Genomic DNA, 12,971 nt, shown 5'->3' with positions numbered 1-12,971 from the left:
GGGTGTTGAAGCGATCCTTATCGCTGTCTCGTGGTCTCGCTGTCTCGGTGCCTGAGCGCATCTGCCAGGCCGCCGCCTTAAAGAATCCGGTTAAACCACAGCAGTGACAGCCCGGCGGAGAGCAGCGCCAGCGCTGCGGCTGCCAGTGCCAGCAGGGCGGAGACTTCGGTCTCCTTTTTTTCCACCGTCAGGCGTGAGCTCAGGGTCTCATAGACTTTTTTGAGGTCAGTCGCCGTGCCCGCATAAAAGTACTCGGCCTGCGTGGCGCGCGCGATGCCCTTGAGGGTTTCCTCATCGAGCCTGACGCGCATGGACCAGCCTTCAAAGCCAATCGTTTCGCCGTCGACGGTACCGATGCCCACGGTGTAGACGCGCACGCCGCGGTCGGCTGCCAGCTTGGCGGCATCGAGCGAGTCGACGCCGGTGGTGCGCTGGCCGTCCGTCAGCAGGATGATCGCGGCCGAGTTGTAGGAGCCCGGCGCCACCGGCGTGAATTCTTTCGCTTCCTTTTTCTCCTGGTCAATGGCAAAGCCGCGCTGACGCTCGCGCCCGGATTGCATGGACTGCAGGTCAATGCCGGCATCCGGAAAGAGCGTGGCAAGCGACATGACGATGCCGTTGCCGATGGCGGTGCCGCGCTGCAGCTGGAAGCGGTCAATCGCGGAGACCAGGTCCTCGCGGTTCACCGTCGGGATCTGCGCCACCTGGGCAGAGCCGGCAAACGCGACAAGGCCGACCTTCACCGTGCGCGGCAGTTCGGTGAGGAAGGCCTTGGCGGCCGTTTGCGCAGCCACGAGGCGGCTGGGCTGCACGTCGGTCGCGCGCATGCTGCCTGAAACATCTATGGCCAGCATGATGGTCTGCTGGTTTGACGGCAGCGTGATCACGGCCATCGGTCGCGCCGTGGCGAGCAGCATCAGCGCCATGGCCAGCAGAAACAGGATGGGCGGGATATGGCGGCGAATGCTTTGCCCCGGGCCCATGGCCTCCTTGATGATGGCCAGTGATGCGTAGCGCACGGCCAGTTTTTTCTTGCGGCGCAGCAACCAGAGGTACAGCAGCACAAGCAGCGGTACGGCCAGCAGCAGCCAGAGAAATTGGGGCCAGAGAAAAAACATGAAAGTTCCTTGGGCGGTACCGGGTACTACTCAGGCAGTTCAGGCGGCCTGTCGCAGGTGCGAGGGCAACTTGCCCAATGCCGCATGCATGCCGGCCGCATGGCCGCCAGACAGCCGGCTGCGGCGTTTGCGCAAGTCGGCAAAACGCATGATGGCATCCACCAGATCGTCATCGGTTGACAGCTCCAGCGTGTCGACACCGGCGCGTGCCAGGGTCTGCCGCAACTCGGCTTCGCGCTGCGCGGCAATGCGGGCAAAGCGCTTGCGAAAACCCGCATCGTGGGTGTCGACCAGCAGCTGTTCGCCGGTCTCGGCATCGCGGATCGGGATCAGTCCGAGATCGGGCAGTTCCAGCTCCAGCGGATCGAGCAGGCGCACGGCCACCACTTCATGGCGCAGTGCGAGCAGGCCCAGGGGTTTTTCCCAGCCCGGCTCGCTGATGAAATCGGACACCACAAACAGGGTAGAGCGCCGGCGCACCAGGTTGGCGGCGGACTCCAGCAATTCGCGCAGGCGCGTGGGGCCGGTACCGGCCGATTCAGGGCGTGCATGCAGGGTATGCAGCATGCGCAGCACATGGTGGCGGCCGCCGCGCGCCGGAATCACGGCGTCTACGCCGGCGCCATAGAGCACGGCGCCCACGCGGTTGCCGTGGCGCGTCAGCATGCGCGCCAGCACGGCGACGAATTCTGTCAACACGTGGCGCTTGCGCAGTTCGCCGGAGCCAAAGTCCATTGAAGGGCTCAGGTCCAGCAAAAACCAGGCGCTCATTTCGCGGTCTTCGGTAAAGACGCGCACATGCGTCTGCTGCAGGCGCGCCGTCACGTTCCAGTCAATGTGACGCACGTCGTCGTGATGCTGGTATTCGCGCAGGTCCGCCAGGTCCATGCCGGCGCCGCGCAGCAGGGTGCGGTAGTCGCCCTGCAGCAGCCCGTCAAGACGGCGCAACACGGTCCATTCGAGGCGGCGCAGCAACTGCTCTGCCCCAGCGGCGGGTGCCGTGGCTGGCGAAGGAGGTGCGAGCGGCCGCAGCGCAGGGCCGCCCCAAGCAAGGCCAGCCCCCTCGGGGGGCAGCGACCCGCGCAGCGGCGGAGCGTGGGGGCTTATATCCCTAGGCGGCGAGTTTTTCATGAGCAAGCGGCTTGGTGGGTGCCGGGATTTTGGCCATGATCTTGCTGACCACCGTGTCGGCCGAAAGTCCTTCTGACAGGGCTTCGTAAGACAGCACCAGGCGATGGCGCAGCACATCGGGCACCAGGTCGGTCATGTCTTCGGGCAGGGCGTAGCTGCGGCCGCGCAGCATGGCCAGTGCCCTGGCGCCTTCGGTCAGGTTGATGGTGGCGCGCGGGCTGGCGCCAAAGGTGATGAAGCGCGCCAGGTCCTTGATCCCGTGCCGGGTGGGGTTGCGCGTGGCCGAGACCAGCCGCACCGCGTACTGCACCAGGGAGGGGTCGACATACACGCGCCGGCATTCGGTCTGCAGGGCGGCCAGCTGCTCGGTGGTGGCCACGGCCGCTACCGCCACCGCAGGGCCGGTGACGCGCTGGACGATGACAAACTCTTCCTCGTCGCTGGGGTAGTCGACCAGCACCTTCATCATGAAGCGGTCTACCTGCGCTTCGGGCAGCGGGTAGGTTCCTTCGGTCTCAATCGGGTTTTGCGTGGCCATCACCAGAAACGGCTCGGGCACCTTGTGCGTGATGCCCGCAATGGTGACTTGCCGCTCCTGCATGACCTCGAGCAGCGCGCTTTGTACCTTGGCTGGCGCGCGGTTGATCTCGTCGGCCAGCAGCAGGTTGGTGAAGACCGGGCCGAGCGAGGTGCTGAATTCGCCGGTTTTCTGGTTGTAGATGCGCGTACCCACCAGGTCGGCCGGCACCAGGTCAGGCGTGAACTGGATGCGCTTGAAATTGCCGCGCACGGTGCTGGCCAGCGTTTTCACGGTGAGGGTCTTGGCCAGGCCGGGAACGCCCTCCACCAGCAGGTGGCCCTGTGCCAGGATGGCGACCATCACGCGTTCGAGGAAGCGGTCCTGCCCGACCACCACGCGCTTGACCTCATAGAGGATTTGCTCCATCAACTGGGCGGTTTCGTGGCTCACGGGCAAGTGGCTCACAGGCAAATGATCAGGGGTGTGCGATTCCATTCGGGTCTTTCAAAATGGGGGCATGCCGGCAGCCGAGGCCGCGTTTTCAATCGGCACGGCAAAGCCGATGCCGACAAACGTGCGTTGCTGGTTGGGGTTGTAGATGGCGGTCACGATGCCGATGACTTCGCCATCCATGGTGACCAGTGGCCCACCCGAATTACCCGGGTTGGCGGCCGCGTCGAACTGGATGAGGTTGGTCATTTGCTGCTTGCCCTCGGGCGAGCGGAAGGTGCGCTTGAGCCCCGAGATGACACCGGCCGAAGCGGAAGGGCCGATGCCGAACGGATAGCCCACCGCCATCACCTCATCGCCCGGCGCGAGGTCGGCCGTGGAGCGCATGGTGGCGGCGATCATGTCGTCCGGAATTTTGTCGGCCTGCAACACCGCCAGATCGTTTTCCAGCTGTATGCCGACAATCGAGGCGGTGGACTCCAGGCCGTCGGAGAACGTGACCTTGATGTTCTCTGCCCCCTGCACCACATGCAGGTTGGTCAGGATGATGCCCTTGTCCACGATGACCACGCCGGTGCCCACGCTGCGCTCGCCTTCTTCCTTGCTGCCGTCCTTGCCATCCTTTTCCCGGCCCTGGCCCACGACGCGCACCACGGAAGGGCTGATCACCTGATAGGCCTTGGCGGCGGCTGAGGGCAGGGTGGTCGTCTCCAGTGTCTTGAGGACGGCTGCGTTGATGTCGTGCTGGGTCAGTTTGCGGCCCGGCGGGTGCAGTGACAGGGAAAAACTGATGGCCAGCAACAGGGCCAACAGGGCAATGACGGACCAGAGCAGGTAGAGGTTGTAGGCCGGAAAGCGCGCGGCCAGGCGTGAAAAACGTGAAGTGCGTGCCGGTAGCGGCAGTTCCTGGGGCGGGGACTGCGCAGGCGGGTCGGCCTCGGGTGCATCCGGAGCGTCGTTGCCGCGGCGGTCGTGGCTGGAGCTACTGTAGAGGGCAGGCCTTCGCATCCGTTCACCTGTGAGGTAAATGTCTAAACGCTCAACACACTCAAAAAAAGCTCAAAAACTGCGGGTTCAAGAACTGCACCGTATCACGATTTTTGCGTTCATGCACGTATTTGGGTATTCGCACGAGGCCGCTGTAACAGGCGGTTTTATGGGCGTGTCGACTCCCGCCTCAGGCGGGGTTGGCACAGCTGGCCGCCAGGCGTCTCAGGCTGCCCCGCCGATGGCTGGCTTGCGCAGCAGCGTGAGTGCCAGCGCGGCAGAGGCGAGCATCAGAAACAGGCTGACGGCGTTCAGGACCGGGGTGGCGCCTTCGCGCATGCGCCCATACATCATGACGGTGAGCGGCGCGTCCGAACCCACCAGCATCAGCGTGGTGTTGAAGTTCTCAAAAGACATCAAAAATGAAATGGCCGCAGCGCCTACCAGGGCCGGTTTGAGCGCCGGCAGCGTGATGGTGGCAAAGACCGCTGCGCGCGAGGCGCCGAGGTTGTAAGCAGCTTCTTCCAGGGTGATGTCGAAGCGTTTGAGGCGCGCCGTGATGATGAGGGTGGCAATGGACACGATGTACGAAAACTGGCCCAGCACCACCAGCGGCAGGCCGGGGCGCAGAAAATCAAGCTCAAGGCCCCATATGTCGTCTGCAAATTGCGCCATCCGGCTGGCAAAGGCCAGTATCGAGATGCCCAGAATCACGCCCGGAATCACCAGCGGGGCCAGCATCAGCAAAGACAGGGCCTGCTTGCCCGGAAACCGGCTGCGCTCAATCAAAAAGGCGTTGGTGGTACCCACCAGAACCGCCAGCAGCGTGACCCAGCCCGCCACCACCACGCTGGTCCAGAGGCTGGCCAGCAGCGGCCCGTCCGAAAACAGCCCGGTGCGGCCGGCCTTGCTGCCAAAAAACCAGTCCAGCGTGAAGCCGCGCCAGGGCGGGGCGGGATAGGGCGCGTCGTTGAAGGCGAACACCGCCACCACCGCCAGCGGCAGGAACAGGAAGGCGAAAAAGGCCAGGGCATACACCACCGTGCCGGCGCGCAGCCAGGCCGGGCGGGGCAGGGAGGCGATCATTCGATGATTCCCCAGCCTGATGCGCACCCGCAGTGTTGGCGCAGGCGGTGAAATGCCAGTGACATCGCGGAACCGGCTTTGCCGGGCCGCAGATGTCGCCCCCAGCAAGGGGGGAGGCGACTACACGAAGTGAGTCCGCAACGGGGGTGTGTCGTGTCCATCGCGGAACCGGCTTTGCCGGGCCGCAGGTGTCGCCCCCTGCCAGGGGGGAGGCCGCTACACGAAGTGAGTCCGCAACGGGGGTGTGTCATGTCTTCCTCATCACTTCACCGAATTTCTGGCCCGTGAGCTTCAGGCCCAGCCAGACGATGGCGGTGGACAGCCCCAGCAGCAAAAAGCCGAAGGCAGCGCCCTGTTCCCAGTTGAAACGGGTAATGAACTGGGTGTAAATCTGCTCGGTAAACCATAGCGAGTTTTTGCCGCCCAGCAAGGTGGGCGTGAGGTAGTTGCCCAGGGTCAGCATGAAGACCACGATGCAGCCGGCCAGAATTCCGGGCGCCGCGTGCGGAATCACGATCTGGCGCAGGATGGAGGGGCCGGTGCCTCCCAGATCGTAGGCCGCTTCAATCAGGGCGTCGTCCAGGCTTTCCAGGGCGCTGATCAGCGGCACCACCATGAACAGCATGGAGGTGTACACCAGGCCCACCAGAATGGTGGCATCCCGGTAAAGCATTTCCACAGGGGTTGCCGTGAGGCCGAGTTGCACCAGCAGGGCGGGCAGCACGCCGGACTCGCGCAGCAGGATCATCCACCCCAAGGTGCGCACGGTTTCGCTGACCCAGAAGGGGATCAGGCACAGCACCAGCAGCAAGGACTTGGCGCGGCCGCGCACCAGCTTGGCAATGGTCCAGGCCACCGGAAAGGCCAGCAGCAGCGTGATCAGTGTGGCCAGGATGGACATGACGGCTGTCCGCACAAAGGTGTGCCAGTACAGCGGCTCTTCAATGAAGGTGCGGTACTGGGCGATGCTGGGCGTGTACTGCCGCGGCGCGATGCGCTCGCGCAGCGACAGCACCGCCAGATCGATGTGCGGCAGCACAATCAGGCCCACCAGCCAGATCAGCGCAGGCGCCAGCAACAGGAAAAGGATAAGCCGGGCCTGCGTTGAGGCTGGTGTTGTGCCAATTCCCGGGGCGGCAACCGCGGTTTGCATGAATCTCAGGCGCTCGCCGCCGCGAAACAGACGGCCTGCTGCGGGTCAAAGCTGAAGGCCACGGTTTCCCCGATGCGCAGGTCGGCAAAACGGCCGGTTTGCGGCAGCGCAATGCGGAACCCGGTGCGGGTGGTCGCCTCGCTCAGCAGCACGGCCGAGTTGGCGCCGTCAAACAGCAGGCTTTCAACCTGGCCCGCATGCGTTGGGTGACTTGCCGGCAGCTCGCTGGCGTCGCGCGCCAGGCTGACGGCCTCAGGGCGCACAAAGGCTTCAACCGCCTGGCCGGTGCCAATAGTGCCCATGGCGCGGGCGCGCATTGCCAGGCCCAGCCCGGACATGAAGGTCACAAGGCCCTCCGGTCCCGCATCCACCTGCGTGGCGCGGCCTGTAATTTTGTTGTTGGCACCCACAAAGCCCGCCACGAAAGGCGTTTGGGGCTGGTAATAAAGCTGCTGGGGTGTCCCCAGCTGCTCGAAACTGCCGGCGTTCATCACCGCGACATGGTCGGACAACACCAGCGCCTCCGACTGGTCGTGCGTGATATAGACAAAGGTGGTGCCGAAGTCCGCCTGCAGCTGCTTGAGCTCGACCTTCATGTGCTCGCGCAGTTTGAGGTCCAGCGCGCCCAGCGGTTCATCCAGCAACAGCAAAGTGGGTTCCAGCACCAGGCTGCGGGCAATCGCCACGCGTTGCCGTTGCCCGCCGGAGAGCTGGTCGACGCGCTTGTCCTGCATGCCCGGCAGGCTCACGCGCTCCAGCATGGCGCCCACCTTTTTGGCAATGTCGGCACGGGACAAGCCGCGCCGCGCCAGGCCGTAGCCGACGTTTTCACCCACCGACATCATGGGAAACAGGGCCAGGTGCTGAAACACCATGTTGACCGGCCGCTGGTTGGGCGGCACGCCATTCATGGGCTTGCCGCCGATGTGGATCTGGCCTGTGTCGGGCGCCAGGAAACCGGCAATCATGCGCAGCAGGGTGGTTTTTCCGCAGCCCGATGGGCCGAGGATGGAAAAAAAGCTGCCGCGCTCGACCGTCAGGGACAAGTCCTTGACGGCGAGCTGGCCGCCGTAGTGCTTACCGACGTGATCGGCTTGAAGGTCTGCCTGCACCGCTTGAATGGCGGGCGATGGTTACCGGGCGGCCTTGATGCGGTCCAGCACACGGCCCTCGATGTCTTCGATGCCGGCCGGTACGGCCGGATACCATTTGACGTTCTTCAGGGCGGCTTCCGGGAAGCTGGCGGCGAACTGGGCCTTGAGCTTGGCGTCCATCAGCTGGTCAGCGCCTTTGGCGGCGGTGAAGTTGCCGGCGGAGCCCGCCACCTTGGCAGCGATTTCCGGACGCATGTTGAAGTTGATCCAGGCATACGCGGCAGCATCATTGCGGCCTTTGGCGGGGATGGCAAAGGTGTCTATCCAGCCGAGCGCGCCCGACTTGGGGGCGATGTACTGGATTTCGGGTTTTTCACTGTTGAGCTTCCAGCCGCCGGTATCCCACATCATGGCGCCCACCACTTCGCCGGTGCGCATGCCGTTGAGCAGCTGGTCCTTGTTGTCCCAGTAAAACTTGATGTTGCTCTTGCAGGCGATCATGGTTTTGCCGACTTCGTCCATCAGCGCGCCATAGGCTTTTGGGTCTTTGTAAAGTGCAAACGGATCCTTGCCGGAGGCAAAGGCAAATGCCAGCAGGGTGGGCCGCTTGAGGCGAACGGCGGTCTTTCCCTTGACATCGGCTTTGCACAAATCGGGGTAGTCGCTCATCTTCGCCAACTGGGTGTTGACCACCAGGCCGTCGGTACCCCAGATGTGCGGCAGGCCATAGACCTTGCCGGCCAGCGTGGTGTTCTTTTTGGTGGCGTCGAGCATGGCAGGAATGAACAGCTCGGACTTGATCTTGCTCAGGTCCATGGGTTTGTAAATACCAAACTCCTGCTGCGGGCCGGTGATGCGGTCCTGTGAGGGCTGGGCCAGGTCAAAACCCGCACCGCCGGTGGCGCGCAATTTGGAGATCATCTCCTCGTTGTTCGACAGGGTGAGCTCGACGTCAATTCCTGTTTCCTTTTTGAACTGCGCCACAACATCAGCCGGCACGTAGTCCGCCCAGGTAATCAGCCGCAGTTTCTGATCCTGAGCCCAAGCCGTATTGGCCAGGCTAGAAGCAAGCAGACCGGCCCCCATCATGAGGCGCATCAGGCGAGATAATTTCATGGGATTTTCCTGGTTGATGACATGGTGATGTGACGCGAAGGGATTGCAGCAAAGCCCGGAAATGCATGAGCATGCGAAAAAAGCATAGCCTGTACTGGTTTCATTTCTGTGTCAATATCATCTGCACTGATAGCGCGCTTCTCCTTTTTTCACGCCACCCCCCGCAATGACCTTCTGGATTGACACACACTGCCACCTCGATGCCGGGGAGTTCTCGCCAGATGTGGCCGCAGTTCGTGCGCGGGCTACCGTCAGGCAGGTCGCGCATTGCGTGCTGCCGGCTGTGGCAGTCAGCAACTTCGCGGCCGTGCGCTTGCTGGCGCATGAGTTTTCGGACAGTTACGCATTGGGCATACATCCGCTTTGCGTGCCCGAAGCACAAGAGGCCGACCTGCTGGCGCTGGATGCGGAACTGACCCTCAGAAAGTCCGACCCGCGCCTGGTGGCGGTGGGTGAAATAGGGCTTGACTATTTTGTGCCCGCATTGACGCAAAGCCCCATGCGCGAGCGCCAGGAATATTTCTACCGCGAGCAGCTCAAGCTGGCGCGCAAGCACGGCTTGCCGGTCATCCTGCATGTGCGGCGATCGGCCGACAAGCTGCTCAAACATTTGCGTGAGCTGGTGCCCCATCACCCGGAGCACCCGGAGGACGGCTGGCGTGGCATTGCCCATGCCTTTAACGGCAGCGAACAGCAGGCGATGGAGTTCGTCAAGCTGGGTTTCAAGCTGGGCTTTGGCGGTGCCGTCACGTTTGAGCCCGCCCGGCAGCTCAGGCACCTGGCCGCCCAGTTGCCGCTGGAGGTGCTGGTGATGGAAACCGATTCACCCGACATTCCACCGCACTGGCTTTACACCACGGCAGCGCAGCGTGCGGCCGGGCAGGGCCAGGGCCGCAATGAGCCGGGCGAGTTGCCCCGCATTGCACAGCAAGTGGCGAGTCTGCGCGGCATCTCGGCCGAAGCGTTGGCCAGCGCCACCAGCGCCAACGCGCTAGAGGCGCTGCCCCGGCTCAAGGCGCTCGTGTCGTGAGCAATGTGGTGAGTAATGTCGTGAGTCATGACGGGAGGACTGCCGTGCTGACCGGCTTGCCGCCGCTCGTCTGCGGCCAGACGCGCCTCTTGATCCTAGGCAGTTTCCCGGGCGCTGCGTCTTTGGCCGCCCAGCAGTACTACGGGCATCCGCAAAACCATTTCTGGAAGATTTTGCAAGCCATTTGGCCTGATGGCCCAATAGGAACGGGGGCAGATGGCTATCAGATTCGTAGCGAATGGCTGCTGTCGAAGCGACTTGGAGTCTGGGACGTGTACGCGGCGTGTGAACGCGACGGCAGCCTGGACAGCAATATCCGCAATGCGGTGGTGAATGATTTTGCAGCCGTCAGGCAGCTCTGCCCGAAATTGCGGGCCGTCGCCCATAACGGAGGGGAAAGCTTCAAGCATTCAAAATACACGGTGCTGCTGGGTTTGCCGGTTTACCGGTTACCTTCCACCAGCCCGGCCAATGCGTCCTGGTCTTTTGAGCGCAAACTTAGCTCCTGGCGCGAAGTTTTTGAAAAACACGAATTGATCTGATGGCGAAAAAAATTACCGAGAACACCACCCTGGAGTTGCCAGAGGTCAATTTCTCCGACTATGGCGATGTGCGTTTTCTGCATTTGGGTACTGAATGGGTGCAGGGCTCCATGCTGCGCGATGCGCCTTATGACATTGAGCTGGAGTATGTGCAGCGCATGATGGTGGGGCTGCTGTTCATGGACGCTACGGCCGTGTCAAAAAAGCATGCGATGCAGCTTGGGCTGGGCTCGGCGGCGCTGACCAAGTTCTGCTACAAAAAGCTGCGCATGAAAACCACGGCCATCGAGATCAACCCGCAGGTGATCGCCGCTTGCCGGCTCTGGTTCAAATTGCCGCGCGACGACCTCAGGCTGCATGTCATCGAGGCCGATGCCGCCAAAGAAATCCAGAACCCGCGGCATCAGGGGAGTGTTGATCTCCTGCATGTCGACCTGTACGACCACGAAGCGGCGGCGCCGGTGCTGGACAGTGCTGATTTTTACGCTGATTGCCGGCGCCTTCTCAGTGATGAGGGGGTGATGACGGTGAACCTCTTCGGCCGGGATTCGAGTTATGTGCACTCGCTGACCAAGATCGCCGAGGCCTTTGGCCCGGAGGCGGTCTGGGCCTTCCGGCCGACGCGTGAGGGCAACACGGTCGTGATGGCCCAGCGCGAGCCCACGCGCCCGGACCGGGCCGAACTCCTGCTGCAGGCGGGCGTCATTGAATCACGTTGGGACCTGCCCGCCAAAAAGTGGCTGCGGCTTTTCAAGCCGGTGACCTGATGCCGGATGAGGACGGGGTGGCAATCGCCGGAGTGGATCGGGTACAGTGCCATCCATGAGCGCCGTGATACCCCCCCCACGCCCCACTTCCTCGCGGGACTCTCAGGGTAAAAAAGTCCATGCCGGCCCGCTCGACTGGCGCAAGCTGGTCGAGTGGCTCAGTGAAGACGGCGTGATCAGCAGCGCCGAGGCGCAGCGCACCATTGCGCGCTGCTCACAGGTGCAAAGCGCCCAGGCTCCCCTGATCCGGCTGGCCAGTGTCAGCATGGTGCGCGTGGCCGACGGCAAGCCGCTCGACATCGAAACCATTGCCCAGTGGCTGGCCGGCCGGGCCGATCTCAACTACCTGAGGATTGACCCGCTGAAGGTGGATGTGGGCAAGGTGGCCGACACCATGTCAGCGGTGTATGCCGAGCGGCACAAGGTGTTGCCGGTGCAGGTGACCCCCCGGGAGGTGGTGATTGCCACGTCCGAGCCCTTTGTCACGGACTGGGTGGCGGAGGTTGAGCGCCAGGCCAAGCGCAGCGTGCGCCTGGTGGTGGCCAATCCGCTGGAAATTGCCAAATACACGGCCGAGTTTTTTGCGCTGGCCAAATCCGTCCGGGCGGCGCTCAAGTCGGGCGGCACCTCGGGCTCGGCCAGCTTTGAGCAGCTGGTGGAGCTGAACAAGAGCAACAAGCAGCTCGATGCCAACGACCAGGGGGTGGTGCAGGTGGTGGACTGGCTCTGGCAGTACGCCTTTGACCAGCGCGCCAGTGACATCCACCTGGAGCCGCGGCGCGAGCAGGGTGTGATCCGTTTCCGGATTGACGGTGTACTGCATCCGGTCTACCAGTTGCCCATGGGCGTGCACAACGCCATGACGGCGCGCATCAAACTGCTGGGCCGTATGGATGTGGTTGAAAAGCGACGCCCGCAGGATGGCCGCATCAAGACCCGCAACCCGCGCGGCGACGAAATTGAAATGCGCCTGTCAACCCTGCCCACGGCCTTCGGCGAAAAGATGGTGATGCGGATTTTTGACCCGGACACCACGGTCAAGGACCTGGACGCGCTGGGTTTTTCGCAGCATGACGCGGAGCGCTGGGAGCAACTGCTCAAGCGGCCCTACGGCATTGTTTTAGTCACCGGGCCGACCGGCTCCGGCAAGACCACCACGCTGTACTCCACGCTCAAGCGTCTGGCGACTGAAGAGGTCAATGTCAGCACGATTGAAGACCCGATCGAGATGATCGAGCCGGCGTTCAACCAGACGCAGGTGCAGGCGCACCTGGATTTCGATTTCCCCGAAGGGCTGCGCGCGCTGATGCGGCAGGACCCCGACATCATCATGGTCGGCGAAATCCGCGACCTGCAGACCGCGGAAATGGCCGTGCAGGCCGCGCTGACGGGCCACCTGGTCTTCAGCACGCTGCACACCAACGACGCGCCCTCGGCGGTCTCGCGCCTGATGGAGCTGGGCGTGCCTGCCTACCTGATCAACGCCACGCTGCTGGGCGTGCTGGCGCAGCGGCTGGTGCGCACCCTGTGCGCGCAATGCCGTGAAAAGGACGAAGGCAGCTCGCGTGAAGCGTTGGCGGAAGTCGTCAAACCCTGGCAAATCAACGGGGCTTACCGGCCCTACAAGCCGGCCGGCTGTGTCGATTGCCGCATGACCGGCTTTCTGGGTCGGATGGGGCTGTACGAGTTGCTGACGGTGACCGAAGCCTTCAAGGACAAGGTCACCCGGGAGCCGAATATTGACGCGCTGCGGCGCCAGGCGGTGACAGACGGCATGCGCCCGTTGCGGCTGGCGGGTGCGCTCAAGGTGGCGGAAGGGGTGACCACCATCGAGGAAATCCTCTCCACCACCCCGCCGATGTCCTGAGCCGGACCTGAGCAGGTCCCGCGCGCCCCAATCGGGTGCCTTTAGAACCTGTTTACGATCTAAACGGGGCCTCGTTTAGATCGTAAACAGGTTCTTAGGCCTGTAGGTGA

At 63.2% G+C, this 12,971-nt stretch carries 12 protein-coding genes; 4 read left to right on the top strand and 8 right to left on the bottom strand.

Going from position 1 to position 12,971, the window contains the following annotated elements:
* Window positions 1–77: 77 nt before the first annotated feature.
* The 8 genes from BPRO_RS19445 to BPRO_RS19410 all read right to left on the bottom strand — a co-directional run bounded on the left by BPRO_RS19445 (window position 78) and on the right by BPRO_RS19410 (window position 8,655).
* The gene (locus BPRO_RS19445) at window positions 78–1,118 is read right to left on the bottom strand and encodes a VWA domain-containing protein (protein WP_011484779.1); all 1,041 of its coding nucleotides are present in this window, start codon (window positions 1,116–1,118) and stop codon (window positions 78–80) included.
* 39 nt (window positions 1,119–1,157) lie between these two features.
* Window positions 1,158–2,249 carry a DUF58 domain-containing protein gene (locus BPRO_RS19440; RefSeq protein WP_011484778.1) on the bottom strand — a complete coding sequence of 364 codons (1,092 nt, stop codon included), beginning with the start codon at window positions 2,247–2,249 and terminating at the stop codon, window positions 1,158–1,160.
* Window positions 2,230–3,264, bottom strand: a complete 1,035-nt coding sequence (locus tag BPRO_RS19435) for an AAA family ATPase (protein ID WP_011484777.1) — start codon at window positions 3,262–3,264, stop codon at window positions 2,230–2,232. Before BPRO_RS19435 ends, BPRO_RS19440 begins: the two co-directional genes overlap by 20 nt.
* A gap of 9 nt (window positions 3,265–3,273) precedes the next feature.
* On the bottom strand, window positions 3,274–4,227 hold the full coding sequence (locus tag BPRO_RS19430; protein WP_011484776.1) for a S1C family serine protease: 954 nt from the start codon (window positions 4,225–4,227) through the stop codon (window positions 3,274–3,276).
* 204 nt (window positions 4,228–4,431) lie between these two features.
* Entirely contained in the window at window positions 4,432–5,292 is an 861-nt protein-coding gene (locus tag BPRO_RS19425; protein WP_011484775.1) for an ABC transporter permease, read from the bottom strand.
* Window positions 5,293–5,539: 247 nt separating this feature from the next.
* Entirely contained in the window at window positions 5,540–6,445 is a 906-nt protein-coding gene (locus BPRO_RS19420) for an ABC transporter permease (RefSeq protein WP_011484774.1), read from the bottom strand.
* 5 nt (window positions 6,446–6,450) lie between these two features.
* Window positions 6,451–7,557 carry an ABC transporter ATP-binding protein gene (locus tag BPRO_RS19415; RefSeq protein ID WP_011484773.1) on the bottom strand — a complete coding sequence of 369 codons (1,107 nt, stop codon included), beginning with the start codon at window positions 7,555–7,557 and terminating at the stop codon, window positions 6,451–6,453.
* Between the two features lie 21 nt (window positions 7,558–7,578).
* The gene (locus tag BPRO_RS19410; RefSeq protein ID WP_011484772.1) at window positions 7,579–8,655 is read right to left on the bottom strand and encodes an extracellular solute-binding protein; all 1,077 of its coding nucleotides are present in this window, start codon (window positions 8,653–8,655) and stop codon (window positions 7,579–7,581) included.
* A gap of 166 nt (window positions 8,656–8,821) precedes the next feature.
* On the opposite strand from BPRO_RS19410, the gene BPRO_RS19405 reads away from it, so the two are divergent.
* The 4 genes from BPRO_RS19405 to BPRO_RS19390 are packed head-to-tail and all read left to right on the top strand — an operon-like array spanning window position 8,822 to window position 12,861.
* Entirely contained in the window at window positions 8,822–9,685 is an 864-nt protein-coding gene (locus BPRO_RS19405; RefSeq protein WP_011484771.1) for a TatD family hydrolase, read from the top strand.
* Window positions 9,682–10,227, top strand: coding sequence for a DNA-deoxyinosine glycosylase (locus BPRO_RS19400; RefSeq protein WP_232291434.1), 546 nt, complete (start codon window positions 9,682–9,684; stop codon window positions 10,225–10,227). Before BPRO_RS19405 ends, BPRO_RS19400 begins: the two co-directional genes overlap by 4 nt.
* The gene (locus BPRO_RS19395; protein ID WP_011484769.1) at window positions 10,227–10,994 is read left to right on the top strand and encodes a hypothetical protein; all 768 of its coding nucleotides are present in this window, start codon (window positions 10,227–10,229) and stop codon (window positions 10,992–10,994) included. Before BPRO_RS19400 ends, BPRO_RS19395 begins: the two co-directional genes overlap by 1 nt.
* A gap of 55 nt (window positions 10,995–11,049) precedes the next feature.
* Window positions 11,050–12,861 carry a GspE/PulE family protein gene (locus BPRO_RS19390; RefSeq protein WP_011484768.1) on the top strand — a complete coding sequence of 604 codons (1,812 nt, stop codon included), beginning with the start codon at window positions 11,050–11,052 and terminating at the stop codon, window positions 12,859–12,861.
* The last annotated feature ends 110 nt before the right edge of the window (window positions 12,862–12,971 follow it).

Source organism: Polaromonas sp. JS666 (assembly GCF_000013865.1).
Taxonomy (GTDB): Bacteria; Pseudomonadota; Gammaproteobacteria; order Burkholderiales; family Burkholderiaceae_C; genus Polaromonas.
The sequence above is the reverse complement of the archived record's forward strand: the minus strand, read 5'-3'. Positions and strand labels throughout refer to the sequence as shown.